Origin of the sequence: Pectobacterium peruviense (assembly GCF_003312355.2) — a bacterium.
Classification (GTDB): domain Bacteria; phylum Pseudomonadota; class Gammaproteobacteria; order Enterobacterales; family Enterobacteriaceae; genus Pectobacterium; species Pectobacterium peruviense.
On the sequence record NZ_CP161826.1, the window covers coordinates 3,409,066 to 3,424,083 of the forward strand.

Genomic DNA, 15,018 nt, shown 5'->3' on the forward strand with positions numbered 1-15,018 from the left:
TCCCCGTCATACAAAAATAATGATTATGTCGCAGCAACTGCTATCTGGTGCTGGCTAAAGCAGTTACGTAACTTGCGAGCAAACAGCAGCGCGTGTTGCCCGTCGCCGTGGATGCACACAGTATCCGCATGTACGTTAACCCAAGAACCGTCAATCGCCCTAACCCGCTGACGTTGAATCATTTCCAGCGTTTGCGCCAACGCCAGTTCATCGCTATTAATCAGCGCTCCAGCCTGAGTACGCGGCACCAGCGACCCGTCTGGCAAATAACAGCGATCGGCAAACACTTCCTGACGAGTTTCTAGCCCTAATCGTTTTCCGGCACGAATCAACTCACTTCCCGCCAGTCCGACCAAACGCAACGCCGGATTAACGACCTTCACCGCCTTGGCTACCGCATCAGCCAATGCTGGCTCGCTCGCGGCCTGATTGTAAAGCATACCGTGAGGCTTAACGTGGGACAGCGTCCCTCCTTCAGCAGCGACAATCGCGCTGAGCGCGCCAAGCTGATACACCACCTGCGCAAAGACAATTTCCGCAGGCACATTCATCGCCTTGCGGCCAAAATGTTCACGATCCGGAAAACTAGGGTGTGCACCAAGCGCGACGCCATAACCTATTCCCCAGCGTACCGACTGACGCATGGTTTGCGCGTCACCCGCGTGAAATCCACAGGCGATATTGGCAGAGGTCACCAACTTCAGCAGCGCTTCGTCATTCTCACCGCCCTCGCCCAGATCGGCATTCAGATCAATAGTCATGCAGCCTCCACGCCAGTTGTTCGAGGTAACGCCGCTGTTCGTCAGCAGCTTTTTGCGCCTGAGCCTGTGTACAGTGAATAAAATGTATGGGTTCACCGAGTCGAATTTGAGCCAGATGGAATAAGTCAGCTTCGATCACGCTCGCAATACGCGGGTACCCCCCCGTAGTCTGCGCATCTGCCAGCAGTACAATAGGGTGACCATTATGTGGAACCTGCACGACGCCCGGCAGCAACCCATGTGATGGTAGCTCGCGGGGTTTATTGCCTGACGGTGTGGTGCGCTGTAGTTCAGCGCCCAGCAAACGGTAACCCATGCGGTTACTTTGCGGACTCAACTGCCAGGAGGTTCGCCAGAACAGCTCCTGCATCTCTTCGCTGAACTCCTGATACTCCGGCCCCAGCAATGCCCGCACGCGGTTGCTGAATAACAGCTGCTTGATTCCGACTTCTCGCGTCAGTTCGCGAGTCGGGGTTCCCAGCGGAAGCGCATCGCCATCAATGAGTAAACGCCCATCAAAACCACCAAATCCAGCTTTCAAATCGGTACTGCGCGAGCCGAGCGCTTCTGGCACATCCACACCGCCGGACAGAGCCAAATAGCTACGCATTCCGTTACGCGGCAGACGCATTTTCAACGTTTGCCCCGGTTTTGCCGCAAAACGCCAGCCAGTCCAGAGCGGTTTTCCATCCAGCTCAGCGTGGCAGTCCGCACCAGTCAGCGCCACCCAGCAGGCCGTGGTGAACGTTGCAGTAAACTTGCCCAGTGTAATTTCCAGTGCAGCGGCGTTCTCCGCGTTGCCCACCAGCAGGTTAGCCATTTGCAAGGCAGGTAGATCAAGCGCACCTGACTGGCTGATTCCCAAACGACGAAAGCCGACGCGACCACCGTCCTGCACTGATGTATGCAATCCGGCATGGATAACTTTCAGCATACGCCCTCCTTCTGTGGCAGAAACCGAACGTTATCTCCAGGGCGCAGCAGCGTTGGCGGCATCGTTTGCGGATTAAACAACTTCAATGAGGTGCGGCCGATCAGCTGCCAGCCGCCCGGCGTTGCCAGCGGATAGATACCCGTCTGCGCGCCACCAATCCCGACCGATCCCGCAGGCACACGCAGGCGAGGTTCGGCACGACGCGGCATATGCAGTTTCTCATTTAACCCGCCGAGGTAGGCAAACCCCGGCTGAAAGCCCAAAAAGTAGACCACGTACTGTGCAGCCGCATGCGCTTCAACAACCTGGCTCACCGTCAGGCCACTGTGAACAGCAACCTCCGTCAAATCCGGCCCCGCCTCTCCGCCATAAATGACAGGAATGTCGATATATCGTGGATCAAACGCGAGCGATTCGCTTTCTTCCCACCAGCTCTGCAAACGTTCAATCGCATCCAGCGCCACCTGTTGCGGATGCGCCAACAACACCGTCAGGTTGTTCATGCCCGGAATCGCCTCCAGCACCTCTTCATGGTGATTCAGGCGCTCAGCAAGTCCCCATATCCGCTGCTGGCTCTCCAGCGACATTGGCGGTTCCAGTTCTAGTACGACAGCTCTCTCGCCCAGAAGATAACACCGTGCTCGTTGCAATCTTTCCTCCTGAATCGCGTTTTATCCATCATGGTGAACAGGGTCAAATGATTAGCCTTGCTTACTGATACACTCTCTTCTCAATAGTTAAGCAACAACGATGCCAACATAAAAAATGCGCCATGATTTATGTGCGATACCGACACTTTCAGCCCATCAGGCTGGGTTAGGAATATCAATAAATGTCACATCGAAACCATGCTGCGCCGCTAGCCATTCACCCAATGCGCGAATGCCGCCGCGCTCGGTAGCGTGGTGTCCGGCTGCGAAGAAGTGCAGCCCCATCTCGCGAGCGATATGGATAGTTTGCTCAGACACTTCGCCAGTGATAAAAGCATCGACCCCGAATCGTGCGGCCTGCTCAATAAAACCCTGACCGCCGCCGGTACACCACGCTACGCGCCGTATCTGTTGCGGTGCATTATCCCCACAATGCAGCACAGTGCGCCCCAGCCGTTTTTCTACACGGCGGCAAAACGCCTCTGCTGTCATGGACTGTGCCAGCTCGCCATACGGCACCAGCGGTTCGATCATGCCCTGCATCTGAATTTCCAGCAGCGCCGCCAGCTGTGCGTTGTTCCCTAATTCCGGGTGTGCGTCCAGCGGCAGATGATAGCCGTACAGGTTGATATCATTAAGCAGCAGCGTTTTCAGTCGGTTACGCTTCATACCACAAACAATCTGCGGTTCGTTTTTCCAAAAATAGCCGTGGTGAACCAGAATCGCATCGGCCTGCTTCTCTACCGCCGCATCCAGCAGCGCCTGCGAGGCGGTGACACCCGTCACAATACGTTTTACTTCGGCACGCCCCTCAACCTGTAAACCGTTAGGCGCGTAATCCTGAAACGCCGCCGTACTCAGTTTCTCATTAATGACGCTTTCCAGTTCCGTATTACGCATACTTACCCTTCTCTTCTTGATCGTTATTCGCCATGCCGATATTTTTTGCCGCTTCAAACGCCGCCAGCGTATCCTGACGGGCGGTTTTATGGTCAACAATTGGCAGCGGATAGTTCAGCTTAAAATGTTGTTTGTCGGCCCAGCGATGGGGCTGATGAATGTCTTTATCCGGCACCGCAGCCAGCTCAGGCAACCAGTGACGAATAAACCGACCTTCGGGATCGAAACGCTCGCCCTGCGTTGTCGGATTAAAAATACGAAAATAAGGTGCCGCATCGGTACCCGTCGACGCCGCCCACTGCCAGCCGCCGTTATTCGCCGCCAAATCGCCATCCAGTAACTGCGACATAAAGTAGCGTTCGCCTTCACGCCAATCGATCAGTAAATCTTTGACGAGAAAACTGGCACAGATCATACGCAGTCGATTATGCATCCACCCCGTTTCATTCAGTTGACGCATCGCGGCATCCACAATTGGATAGCCCGTTTTACCCTGTTGCCAGGCGGCTAAATCCTCCGGTGATTCCCGCCATTTCACCCACTGCGTCCACGCGGTGAACGGACGGTGTTTACATAACTGCGGCCAGGAGACGATCAGGTGGCGGTAAAATTCACGCCAGACTAACTCGTTAAACCAGGTAAATGCACCGCCCTCACGCCGTTCCAGCAGCTCCGGGCATTCGGCACGCAGGCGATTAAAACATTGGCGAGGCGATACGATTCCAAGCGCCAAATACGGAGACAATTTGCTGGTGCCGGGCAGCGCCGGAAAATCTCGCTGCCGATCGTAATCCTGCACCTGCTCGCGGCAAAAACGGCGCAACTGCTGCAACGCCGCACGTTCACCGCTGGGAAAATCGTTGCTATCCACTTCGCGCTGCGGATAGCTGAACGGCGTCATTGCCTGCACGTTATTTATCGGCTCGCCGCGTGTATCCGGTGCCGGTACGCACGTGGTATCCGCTTCCAACAGGCGCTTGATAAAGGCTTGGCGAAATGGCGTGAACACTTTATACATCTCGCCATTGCCCGTCAGCACGCTACCCGGCGGCAGCAACAGGCTGTCATGATAGCCGTGACAAACCAGACTATCGGCCAGCCGATCTTTCACCTGCTTATCACGCAGGCGCTCGTTAATTTCATACTGATGGTTGTAGAAAAGATCGGTGGCCTGCTGCTGCACACAAAACTGCACCAGCCAGTCAACCGATGCCGCAAAATCACCACATTCATGGTAATGCAGCGGGATGCCTTTCTCGGCCAGCGCGTACTGCACCAGCGTTAGATTTTCTAGCAGAAAAGCCGCCTGACGCGGTGCCATATCGTGCTTTTCCCACTGTGCGGGCGTCGCAATAAATACCGCCAACACGGTCGCATTCGGATCCTGACAGGCCGAGTACAGCGCCAGATTATCGGTAATGCGCAGGTCATTGCGCAGCCAGACTACATGTGTAACGGCATGATGTGTAACGACATGCGTGGTCATGAAATTCCTCGGGCGATCAAACTAGTGTCCGTAACGCAGGCGCAATGCTTCCGGGTATGGCTCAAAGTAACGTTGCTGAGCCAGATACGCATCGGGGTACTCCGCCATGTAATGTTTTAGCAACGTGATCGGTGCCAATAGCGGCTGCAAGCCCTGCCGATAGCGATCGATGAGCAGAGCCAATTCCTGTCGCTGTTGAGAATTCAACTGACGTCTGAAGTAGCCCTGCACATGCATCAGCACATTGGTATGATTGCGTCGCGTCGCAGGCGTCGACAACAGCTTCATCAGCCGCGTCCGATATTCAACAATGTAGTCTTCCAGCGATTCCCACTTATCGATCCCCGCAACAAACGGCCCCAGCTCACGATATTCTGGCTGGGAATGCGCCAGCAGCAGTAATTTATAGCGGCTATGAAAGGCAATAAGCGCGCCACGGCTCAGCCCGTTTTTCCATAGCTGATTCAATTCGTGCAGCGCATAAACGCGTTCAATGAAATTTTCCCTCAAGCCGGGATCGTGCAGGCGTCCGTCTTCTTCAACCGGTAGCCAAGGCATTTGCCGCATCAACTCCTGCGTAAACAGGCCGATTCCACTTTTACGCGCATCCTTTTGCGCTTCATCGTAAACTTTCACGCGCTCCATGCCACAGCTTGGCGATTTAGCGCAAACGATATACCCGCATAAATGCTGAAGCTGACTGACTTTGTCAGCAGAAAACACCGTCATCTGCTGGGTGACATCCAGCGATGAGCCGTTGCTGGCACGTAGTGTGATGTGGTTTTCCCCCTCTCGCACTAGCCTGAGTGCAAGACGCGGTACGGGTAAACCAATCGCCATTTCCGGGCAAACAGGTTCAAAACGAAAATAAGGCGCCAGCTGTTCAGCGGCAAACGTCAGACGCTTGTGTCCGCCATCAAACCGCACGGGGTTGCCGAGCAGACAGGCGCTGATACCAATAGGGATGAGTTCGAACGTCATGATTTATCCTCACGCTTGTCAATGTGGCTTGCCTTGATGACATTCTGCAAACCCTCTGATCAGCATAGCGGATTTCACCACGATTCTGTGTAGTTGCAGTGAAGAATAAAGTAATAAATCATGAGATTGATGGATTATGTCGATCAAATAGGGACGAGTTCTCTGCGGCCAGAATTCATATCAGAAAGACACACCGCTACTCTATTTTTATCTGTCATCAAATAGCCTTATTCCCCGACTACAATCCCCATTCCGATATAGAGTCCCAAAGAGGATACCCCATGTTTTTCCCCCCTGCTTTACTGGCGGGACGCTTTGCTATGCCTTTTAAACTGGCAGCCCAAAAGCGCTCGTCTGCTCCACCGATATCACAATGGATATCGCCTCCCGTTATTGCACGGAGGTGATGATGACCACGGCTGAACTCACCACGCCCACCGCGATTGCGATCGACAGATTATCCCACGCTTTCGCAGGAAAAACGGTTCTCGACTCTATCAGCCTCAATGTGCCGAAAGGCACCATTCTGGCCTTGTTGGGGCCTTCCGGCTGCGGCAAAAGTACGTTGCTAAAGTTGCTAGCTGGGTTGCTACAGCCAGATGCAGGCACCATCCATTTTGGCGATCGTCAGGTTGCTGGTCACCAGCTATCCCTACCGCCTGAACAGCGCAATCTTGGCATGGTATTTCAGGACTACGCCCTATGGCCACATATGACCGTGGCACAAAACGTCGTGTTCCCGCTGCTGATGAGGAAGGTCCCACGCGATATCTGCCGTCAACGAGTTGACGTCACGCTAGCGCGCGTCGGTCTGGCCGATTTTGCCGATCGTAAACCTGCCGATTTATCCGGCGGCCAACAACAGCGAGTCGCTCTGGCTCGCGCCATTATCGCGGAACCGAACATCCTGCTATTTGATGAACCGTTATCCAATCTCGACCGGGATCTACGCGAATCGCTTTGTCAGGAGATGGCATCACTCTTACGCCATCTTGGTACCACCGCGGTCTATGTCACCCACGACAGAGGCGAAGCCAACATACTGGCACACCGCATTGTTCACATGTCGCAAGGCCACATTACTGATATCACCACACATTAACTTTGGGGAAAAATGCAATGAAAAACACACTGTTTGCCATGAATCAACGAGGCATCATTATGGGTATAGCTCTCTCATTAGCCGCGGTGACAGGCAGCGCACATGCCCTGACGCTGTACACCGCTGGACCGGGAGCACTGGCAAAGAAACTGGCAGCCGGTTATGAAAAACAGACTGGCGTGAAAGTCGATGTTTTTCAGGCAACAACCGGTAAAGTCATGGCCAGACTGGAAGCCGAACAAGCCAATCCACGTGCAGATGTCCTGATTTCTGCCTCTTGGGATACCGCAACAGATTTGCAGCAACGCGGTTGGCTGTTGGAATTTGATAGCCCGAATGCGGCCACCGTGCCTGCACAGTTCAAAACCCCTTTCTACGTGGCACAGGGCATTTCCGCGCTGGGCATTGTGTGGAATAGCAAGAGTGGTACCCCAGAACCTAAAGACTGGAACGACCTGACCAAGCCTGAATTTAAAGATAAAGTCACGACACCCGATCCTGCGCTGTCCGGCGCTTCGCTCGATCTGTTGATTGGTTTGCAAAATGCGGAAAAAGATAAAGCGTGGGAGATGTTCGATCGCTTAAAAGCCAACGGCATGATCATCGCAGGCCCGAATGCACAGGCATTAACGCCCGTGTTGCAGGGCGCGAAAGCCGCCGTTTTCGGTGCGGTAGACTACGTTTCTTACGGCAGCATTGAATCAGGTGAATCAATTAAAGTCATTTTCCCCTCCAGCGGCACCGTCATTGCCCCTCGCCCAATGATGATCCTGAAAAGCAGCAAAAACCAACAGCAGGCAAAAGACTTCATCAACTACATGTTGTCGCCTGAAGGCCAGAAAGCCGTGGCGGAAGCCTGGTTGATGCCAGCGCGTCAGGATATTGAAGCCAAACGCCCTCTGTTTAAGAACCTGACGCTGCTGCCGGAAGGCGATAGCGCTTCAGCTTCCCGCGCAGCCGTTCTCGATCGCTTCGCCGCCTTGTTTGGCCAACGCTAAGCCTGTTCAGTCATGACATACCTTGGATAGTTCAAGCTGTAGGACACAATGTTCGCGTTTTGAACAACGCGATATTTCTGAGCAATACATGCATGAATCCACGGAGGGATCGAGCAACCAAGCAAGTGCTCAACAGCTTGAAGGATGACGAGTATCGATAATGCCTTGCTGACAACAGTCAGCAAGGCTGGAGTATCAGATGAACAAGTTTGCTATACTGCCACTGCTGACGGTGGCGGTACTTTTTATTCTGGTTGGCATTCCCGTATTGTTTGTTGCGCTACAGGCAATCTTCCCAAATTTAGGTGCCGGTTCTTTTTCGAATCCGTTCTCGGCCTTTGCGGACGTTTTCGCGCAAGCGCGCCTGTTTGCTTTGTTGAAAAATACGCTACTGCTTGGACTTGGTGTTGCGCTGTGTTGTGCGGTAATTGCTATTCCACTCGGTGCGCTGCGCGGGCTCTTTGCGCTACCGCTGGCAAAATTTTGGGATTTACTGTTTCTCATTCCCTTCCTGATCCCACCTTATATCGCCGGACTATCGTGGATGCTGGCTCTACAGCCAAGGGGTTATGCCGAACAGATATTGCCTATTCAACTGGGCGAGGCTCTGTTTTCATTACCTGGCATGATTGGCGTAATGACGCTAAATATTTTCCCGGTAGTCTATTTCGCCGTTTCACGCAGTATGGCCGCGAGCGGAAACCGCCTTGCCGATGTCGCACGCGTTCACGGTGCCAACGGCTGGCAGGCATTCTTGCGGGTCACACTGCCATTGTCGCTACCTGCGACAGCGGCCAGCCTGCTACTCGCCTTCACGCTGGCGATCGAAGAGTACGGCATACCCGCAGCACTGGGATCGCGGGCAGGTATTCAGGTATTGACGACAAATATCGAGCAGCGTCTGGCGGACTGGCCGATCGATCTCTCCGGCTCAGCGGTGCTGTCTTTGCTGTTGGTTGCTATCGCGCTCTGTGCATTTACCCTACAGCGGGCGATCGTCGCCGGTAGCAATGTGGAAACAACCACAGGCAAACCCACCGCAATTGTCACTCGTCCATTAGGAATATGGCGCTGGCCGGTGTTAATGCTGTTTAGCGTCGTGGGGTTGCTGGCCGTAGGGGTTCCACTTGCCTCCATGCTAATTACGGCGTTTTCTGCCACCATCTCCAGCACTATTTCCTGGCAAAATTTAACCTGGCAGCACTTCACCATGTTGATTGATTATGAAAACGAAGCACTACCCGCATTAACGACCAGTCTGGGGCTAGCCGTCGGCAGTGCGTTACTGACAGGAACCGTCGGCTTTCTCGCAGCCTGGTTTGTCGTCGCCAAGCGTATTCGAGGGGCGGCAGTGCTGGATGGACTGTCGATGTTACCTGCTGCCCTGCCGGGAATTGTTGTCGGGGTGGGATTGATTCTTGCCTGGAATCAAAGTTTCTGGCCGATAACGCCCTATAACACCTGGGTAATTTTGCTACTGTCATACAGCTGCCTGCTTTTACCCTACCCCGTCCGCTATAGCAGTGCGGCATTGGCGCAAATTGGCAGTAATTTGGAGTCTGCAGCACGCGTTCACGGTGCTAGCGCAATGGCAGCATTACGGCTGATTGTTTTCCCGCTGGTATTTCCCAGCCTGCTGGCAGCCATGATGTTGGTCTTTGCCGTCGCGTCACGCGAGCTGGTGACGTCACTCTTGCTATCACCTGCTGGCGTGCAGACGGTGTCCATTTTTGTCTGGCGTCAGTTCGAGCAAGGTTCAGTCGGGGATGGTATGGCAATGGCAAGCGTTGCGGTGTTTATCAGTCTATCGGTGATGTTGCTGGCGTTACGATTTCATGCGCTAAAAACAAAATAAGCGCCATTTCCGCTGCGGATTTGGCGCTTAATGGTTGCCGTTAAATGTGATGTTTTTTCAAACGAGTGACGTCAGTACGCAATGTGCTGACGTCACCATTACACGCACAGGGTGGTCAACGACAACATCAATAATATTAATAGAAATCGCAGGCGGCGGCTTCGGACTGCGCCATCCATACCGGTTTATCGCTGGTTTTCAGCCAGACGCGGTGTAAATAGCTGTAGAAACGCGCCCGATCGCGGCGAAACAGCATCACCGGTAACGCCAGCACGCCGATAGCAATCACGGCAGCGCGACGCAGGAGAATACGGTGCAAGGGATAAGTAGTATAAAGCGACATAACGATCCTCCTCTGGGATAAGCACTCTTTTTCAGAAGCGCTTTTCATAACGATAAAATAAGAACTGTGACATTGGTTAAAATTTTACCGCCTTTTCTGAAAGTTTACTACTCATCTGACCAGTAAAAGATGAAATAATCGCCAACTTTTTTCGCCATCACGTCATTAAGTTACAACAAGGTTAAAAATAAACTTACCATTAGTTAATTTATGGTTTTTAGATTGGATCAATTTACTCCCACCTTCTCGCCACAGACGATTTTGTTCGCACCGTAACCCCATCACCACCTCCAGCGTCTACTTTTCACTCCATTTTTATACTTTTTTTACGCCCACAGGCGGGAAATTTGCACCTTCTTTTCCTGCGTTTTCCTACCCTGATGCTGTCTATTTTGTTCTGGAGGTGTGTTGTGACGCTTAGCATCGTCTTAGGCGGCCTACTCGTGCTGCTGTTACTGGCCTATCTGGTTTATGCCTTATTGAAGGCGGAGGAATTCTGATGGCCGCTGACGCTTTTTTACTGATCTTTGGCCTGCTGCTCACTGTGCTGATCGTAGCCCAACCGTTGGGTAGCGGACTGGCTCGCCTGATTGAGGGCGAAACAGGGATGTTCCTGCAAAAATTCGAAACGGGGACGGCGCGCTTCTTCGCTCTGGATACAACGGAGATGCGCTGGCAGCAGTATGCTGCGGCTATTTTGACCCTCAACCTGATCGGCATTATCGTCCTATTTGTGCTGTTAATGGCGCAGGGCTATCTGCCGCTTAACCCAGAAAATATGCCAGGTCTGTCGTGGCATTTAGCGTTAAATACGGCCGTCAGCTTTGTCACCAACACTAACTGGCAGGCTTACAGCGGTGAAAATACGCTGAGCTACCTGAGTCAGATGGTCGGCCTAACGGTACAAAACTTCCTTTCCGCCGCCAGCGGTATTGCGGTGGCCTTCGCGTTAATCCGCGCATTTTCCCGTCGTTGTGTCGATACACTGGGCAACGCATGGCTCGATCTGTTGCGTATCACGCTGTACGTGTTACTGCCGCTATCCCTGCTGTTGGCGCTGTTCTTCGTCAGTCAGGGTGTGTTGCAGAATCTGCTGCCTTATCAACATCTGACCACGCTGGGCGGCACAGCCCAAACGCTGCCGATGGGGCCGGTCGCCTCACAGGAAGCGATTAAACTGCTGGGTACCAACGGCGGCGGTTTCTTTGGCGCAAACTCGGCGCATCCGTTTGAAAACCCGACGGCACTCAGCAACATCGTGCAAATGCTGGCGATCCTGCTGATTCCTACTGCGCTGTGCTTCGCTTTTGGTAAAGCCGTCGGCGACAAGCGTCAGGGCCATGCGCTGCTGTGGGCGATGGCGCTGATCTTTATCGTCGCCGCGGCCGTCGTGATGAAAATGGAGGTCACCGGTAACCCGCATCTACTGACATTAGGGGCGGACAGCGCGGCAAATCTGGAAGGCAAAGAGACACGTTTTGGCGTTCTGACTTCCAGCCTGTATGCCGTTGTCACCACGGCGACGTCGACAGGTGCGGTGAACGCCATGCACGACTCCTTCACGGCACTCGGCGGCATGGTTCCCATGTGGCTGATGCAGATTGGCGAAGTGGTATTCGGTGGTGTCGGCTCTGGGCTGTACGGCATGCTGCTGTTCGTGCTTCTGACCGTCTTTATCGCTGGCCTGATGATTGGTCGCTCACCGGAATATTTGGGCAAAAAGATCGAAGTCTATGAGATGAAGATGACGGCGCTGGCGATTCTGATTCCCCCCGCACTGGTGTTGCTCGGCACCGCGCTGGCGCTGAGTACAGAAGCCGGTCGCAGCGGCATTCTGAACCCCGGCGCGCACGGCTTCAGTGAAGTGCTCTATGCCGTATCTTCCGCCGCGAACAACAACGGCAGCGCATTTGCTGGCCTGAGCGTCAATACGCCGTTCTATAACGTCTTGCTCGCTGTCGCCATGCTGCTGGGCCGTTTTGCCGTTATGGTGCCCGTGCTGGCGATCGCCGGTTCGCTGGTCGTGAAAAAGCGCCAGCCAGAAAGCAAAGGTTCACTGTCTACGCGCAGCCCGCTGTTTATCGGCATGCTCATCGCTATCGTTCTGCTGATTGGCGCACTGACATTTATCCCTGCACTGGCGTTAGGGCCAGTTGCTGAACATTTACAGTTCGGCCTGACTCACTAAGGCTGGAGACTCTTTATGACTCGTCACACGATGAATCATCAGGCAACACAGGAACCGACCTCATCTCAACAGGGTGAGGCCTCCCGCCACGTTGGCAAACGTAAGCAGCAAACGCTGTTTGACAGAACATTAATCCGCTCGGCGCTGAAAGATGCGCTGAAGAAACTCGACCCGCGCGTGCAGTGGCGCAACCCGGTCATGTTTGTGGTGTACCTTGGCAGCATGCTGACGACCCTCGTCTGGCTGGCTATTTTGGCGGGTAAAACGGAAGGCAATGCCGTGTTTACCGGGCTGGTATCACTCTGGTTATGGTTTACCGTGCTATTTGCCAACATGGCCGAGGCGCTGGCGGAAGGTCGCAGTAAAGCACAGGCAAACGCGCTGAAAGGCGTAAAGAAAACCAGTTGGGCGAACAAGCTCTCTGCACCCAATCACGATGCCAGTTCGGAATCGGTTCCAGCCGACAGCCTGCGTAAAGGCGATCTCGTACTGGTGAGCGCGGGTGAAACCATCCCGTGCGACGGTGAGGTGCTGGAAGGCGGCGCGTCCGTCGATGAAAGCGCCATTACTGGGGAATCCGCCCCAGTAATCCGCGAGTCCGGTGGTGATTTCGCGTCCGTCACTGGTGGTACGCGCGTGCTGTCCGACTGGCTGGTGATTCAGTGTAGCGTCAACCCCGGCGAAACCTTCCTCGACCGAATGATTGCCATGGTCGAAGGGGCGCAGCGTCGTAAAACGCCAAACGAAATCGCACTGACCATTCTGTTGATCGAGTTAACGCTCATCTTCCTGCTGGTCACGGCCACGCTCTACCCGTTTTCATGGTTTGGTGTACAGGCTAATCACAGCGGCGATATCGTCGGCGTGACGGTACTTGTCGCCCTGCTCGTCTGTCTGATCCCGACCACTATCGGTGGCCTGCTATCGGCTATCGGCGTAGCGGGGATGAGCCGAATGTTGGGAGCGAACGTCATTGCCACCAGCGGTCGGGCAGTCGAAGCAGCGGGCGATATCGACGTTCTTCTGCTTGATAAGACTGGCACCATTACGTTGGGTAACCGCCAGGCTTCGGCTTTCCTGCCTGCACCGGGCGTCACCGAGCAGGCGCTGGCTGACGCCGCACGTCTCGCGTCTTTAGCGGATGAAACCCCCGAAGGCCGCAGCATCGTGGTGCTGGCAAAGCAGCGCTTTAACCTGGCGGAACAGGACTTACGTTCACTGGACGCGACCTTTGTTCCCTTTACCGCCCAGACGCGTATGAGCGGTGTCAATTTCGGCCAACGTGCCATTCGTAAAGGCGCTGTTGATGCTCTGCGTCGCTACATTGAAGCAAATAATGGCGATTTCCCGCATCAGGTCGAGGAAGCGGTATCCAACGTCGCACGCAGTGGAGGGACGCCGCTGGTCGTTGCAGAAGGCAAACGCGTGCTTGGCGTGGTGGAGCTGAAAGATATCGTGAAAAGCGGTATCAAGGCACGCTTCGCCGAACTGCGCAGCATGGGGATCAAAACCGTGATGATCACTGGCGACAACCCGCTTACGGCAGCAGCCATTGCCGCAGAAGCAGGCGTCGATGATTTTCTGGCGGAAGCCACACCGGAAACCAAGCTGGCGTTGATTCGCCAATATCAGGCCGAAGGTCGGCTGGTGGCAATGACTGGCGATGGCACCAATGATGCTCCCGCACTGGCGCAGGCCGACGTGGCGGTTGCCATGAACTCCGGTACGCAAGCAGCGAAAGAAGCGGGCAACATGGTCGATCTGGATTCCAACCCGACCAAGCTGATTGAAGTGGTGCATATCGGCAAACAGATGCTGATGACACGCGGCTCGCTGACGACGTTCAGTATCGCCAACGACGTGGCGAAATATTTCGCCATTATCCCGGCCGCTTTTGCTGCCACCTATCCGCAGCTCAATGCGCTAAACGTGATGCAGTTGCATTCCCCCACATCGGCCATGCTGTCGGCGGTGATCTTCAATGCGTTAATTATCGTATTTCTGATCCCGCTGGCGCTTAAAGGGATTAGCTATCGACCCATGAGCGCGGCGGCACAGTTAAGTCGCAATCTGTGGATTTATGGTCTTGGCGGGCTGCTGGTGCCGTTCCTCGGTATCAAGCTCATTGATATGTTACTGACCGGACTGAATCTGGCTTAAGGACTGACGGGTATGCGCTATTTACGTTCTTCTTTGTTTTTATTCTTGTTATTGCTGCTGTTTACTGGTTTGGCGTACCCACTGCTGACGACCGTGCTGGCACAGTGGCTATTCCCGACACAGGCAAACGGCTCGCTGATTTATCGTGACAATGCCGTCATCGGTTCATCCCTGATCGGGCAGTCATTCAGTCAGGCTGGCTATTTTCAGGGGCGTCCTTCCGCGACGTCAGATGCACCTTATAACGCGCTGGCGTCCGGCGGTAGCAACTTGGCCGCCAGCAATCCGGCGTTGGATAAACAGATTGGTGAACGCGCCACTTACTGGCATCAGGCCATCGGCAATCAGCAGCCGGTTCCAGTTGAGCTGTTGACGGCATCCGGCAGCGGGCTGGATCCGCAGATTTCTCCAGAGGCGGCACGCTATCAGGCGCTCTACATCGCGCAGGCCAGAGGGATGTCGCTCCAGCAGGTACAGCAATTGATCGATCGCTTTACTGAGACCAGCAAGCCCGCCTTCATCGGGCAGCCAGCGATCAATGTTCTGTTGCTGAATTTAGCACTGGATAAGGAAAAACCGCTGCCATAATCGACAGTGCGTTACTATTAATTATTATACCCGTCATACTTCAAGCTGCTTGTGCGTTGGCTGCCCTTACTC

General features: G+C 54.2%; 14 protein-coding genes. 7 read left to right on the forward strand and 7 right to left on the reverse strand.

What is annotated here, in order from left to right; genetic code table 11:
- Positions 1–23: 23 nt before the first annotated feature.
- The 6 genes from pxpA to DUT67_RS15470 form a co-directional block, all read right to left on the reverse strand.
- Positions 24–761, reverse strand: a complete 738-nt coding sequence (pxpA, locus tag DUT67_RS15445; RefSeq protein WP_113632323.1) for a 5-oxoprolinase subunit PxpA — start codon at positions 759–761, stop codon at positions 24–26.
- Complete coding sequence (gene pxpC, locus DUT67_RS15450; protein WP_113632322.1) at positions 751–1,695, reverse strand: 5-oxoprolinase subunit PxpC; 945 nt, start codon at positions 1,693–1,695, stop codon at positions 751–753. Before pxpC ends, pxpA begins: the two co-directional genes overlap by 11 nt.
- Positions 1,689–2,345 (reverse strand): 5-oxoprolinase subunit PxpB, encoded by a 657-nt coding sequence (gene pxpB, locus DUT67_RS15455; RefSeq protein WP_072062007.1) that lies wholly within the window; start codon positions 2,343–2,345, stop codon positions 1,689–1,691. Before pxpB ends, pxpC begins: the two co-directional genes overlap by 7 nt.
- Before the next feature lie 156 nt (positions 2,346–2,501).
- Positions 2,502–3,245, reverse strand: coding sequence for a type 2 GTP cyclohydrolase I (locus DUT67_RS15460; RefSeq protein ID WP_113632321.1), 744 nt, complete (start codon positions 3,243–3,245; stop codon positions 2,502–2,504).
- Complete coding sequence (gene phrB / locus DUT67_RS15465) at positions 3,238–4,731, reverse strand: deoxyribodipyrimidine photo-lyase (RefSeq protein WP_113632320.1); 1,494 nt, start codon at positions 4,729–4,731, stop codon at positions 3,238–3,240. Before phrB ends, DUT67_RS15460 begins: the two co-directional genes overlap by 8 nt.
- Before the next feature lie 21 nt (positions 4,732–4,752).
- Positions 4,753–5,712 carry a 2-thiouracil desulfurase family protein gene (locus DUT67_RS15470; RefSeq protein ID WP_048259311.1) on the reverse strand — a complete coding sequence of 320 codons (960 nt, stop codon included), beginning with the start codon at positions 5,710–5,712 and terminating at the stop codon, positions 4,753–4,755.
- Between the two features lie 409 nt (positions 5,713–6,121).
- Between DUT67_RS15470 and DUT67_RS15475 the strand changes: the two genes are divergently transcribed.
- The 3 genes from DUT67_RS15475 (at position 6,122) to DUT67_RS15485 (ending at position 9,667) form a co-directional block, all read left to right on the forward strand.
- Complete coding sequence (locus DUT67_RS15475) at positions 6,122–6,814, forward strand: ABC transporter ATP-binding protein (RefSeq protein WP_113632319.1); 693 nt, start codon at positions 6,122–6,124, stop codon at positions 6,812–6,814.
- Positions 6,815–6,831: 17 nt separating this feature from the next.
- Positions 6,832–7,812, forward strand: a complete 981-nt coding sequence (locus DUT67_RS15480) for an ABC transporter substrate-binding protein (RefSeq protein WP_113632318.1) — start codon at positions 6,832–6,834, stop codon at positions 7,810–7,812.
- A gap of 199 nt (positions 7,813–8,011) precedes the next feature.
- Positions 8,012–9,667, forward strand: a complete 1,656-nt coding sequence (locus tag DUT67_RS15485) for an iron ABC transporter permease (RefSeq protein ID WP_113632317.1) — start codon at positions 8,012–8,014, stop codon at positions 9,665–9,667.
- 136 nt (positions 9,668–9,803) lie between these two features.
- Here DUT67_RS15485 and DUT67_RS15490 read toward each other — a convergent pair whose 3' ends face one another.
- Positions 9,804–10,010 (reverse strand): YbfA family protein, encoded by a 207-nt coding sequence (locus tag DUT67_RS15490; RefSeq protein WP_011092929.1) that lies wholly within the window; start codon positions 10,008–10,010, stop codon positions 9,804–9,806.
- Between the two features lie 410 nt (positions 10,011–10,420).
- Between DUT67_RS15490 and kdpF the strand changes: the two genes are divergently transcribed.
- From kdpF to kdpC, 4 genes are read left to right on the forward strand one after another with little or no spacing between them, the layout of a single operon-like run.
- Positions 10,421–10,510 (forward strand): K(+)-transporting ATPase subunit F, encoded by a 90-nt coding sequence (gene kdpF, locus DUT67_RS15495; protein ID WP_039290783.1) that lies wholly within the window; start codon positions 10,421–10,423, stop codon positions 10,508–10,510.
- Entirely contained in the window at positions 10,510–12,198 is a 1,689-nt protein-coding gene (gene kdpA / locus DUT67_RS15500; RefSeq protein WP_113632316.1) for a potassium-transporting ATPase subunit KdpA, read from the forward strand. The genes kdpF and kdpA overlap by 1 nt, the downstream gene beginning before the upstream one ends.
- A gap of 15 nt (positions 12,199–12,213) precedes the next feature.
- Positions 12,214–14,358 carry a potassium-transporting ATPase subunit KdpB gene (gene kdpB / locus DUT67_RS15505; protein ID WP_113632315.1) on the forward strand — a complete coding sequence of 715 codons (2,145 nt, stop codon included), beginning with the start codon at positions 12,214–12,216 and terminating at the stop codon, positions 14,356–14,358.
- A 12-nt stretch (positions 14,359–14,370) separates the two neighbouring features.
- On the forward strand, positions 14,371–14,946 hold the full coding sequence (gene kdpC, locus DUT67_RS15510; protein WP_113632314.1) for a potassium-transporting ATPase subunit KdpC: 576 nt from the start codon (positions 14,371–14,373) through the stop codon (positions 14,944–14,946).
- The last annotated feature ends 72 nt before the right edge of the window (positions 14,947–15,018 follow it).

Coding starts and splice junctions, on each gene's coding strand:
- phrB (WP_113632320.1), bottom strand. CDS start 4,731: ATGACCACGCATGTCGTTACACATCATGCCGTTACACATGTAGTCTGG.
- DUT67_RS15460 (WP_113632321.1), bottom strand. CDS start 3,245: ATGCGTAATACGGAACTGGAAAGCGTCATTAATGAGAAACTGAGTACG.
- DUT67_RS15470 (WP_048259311.1), bottom strand. CDS start 5,712: ATGACGTTCGAACTCATCCCTATTGGTATCAGCGCCTGTCTGCTCGGC.
- DUT67_RS15480 (WP_113632318.1), top strand. CDS start 6,832: ATGAAAAACACACTGTTTGCCATGAATCAACGAGGCATCATTATGGGT.
- pxpC (WP_113632322.1), bottom strand. CDS start 1,695: ATGCTGAAAGTTATCCATGCCGGATTGCATACATCAGTGCAGGACGGT.
- kdpA (WP_113632316.1), top strand. CDS start 10,510: ATGGCCGCTGACGCTTTTTTACTGATCTTTGGCCTGCTGCTCACTGTG.
- DUT67_RS15475 (WP_113632319.1), top strand. CDS start 6,122: ATGACCACGGCTGAACTCACCACGCCCACCGCGATTGCGATCGACAGA.
- DUT67_RS15485 (WP_113632317.1), top strand. CDS start 8,012: ATGAACAAGTTTGCTATACTGCCACTGCTGACGGTGGCGGTACTTTTT.
- pxpA (WP_113632323.1), bottom strand. CDS start 761: ATGACTATTGATCTGAATGCCGATCTGGGCGAGGGCGGTGAGAATGAC.
- kdpC (WP_113632314.1), top strand. CDS start 14,371: ATGCGCTATTTACGTTCTTCTTTGTTTTTATTCTTGTTATTGCTGCTG.
- DUT67_RS15490 (WP_011092929.1), bottom strand. CDS start 10,010: ATGTCGCTTTATACTACTTATCCCTTGCACCGTATTCTCCTGCGTCGC.
- kdpB (WP_113632315.1), top strand. CDS start 12,214: ATGACTCGTCACACGATGAATCATCAGGCAACACAGGAACCGACCTCA.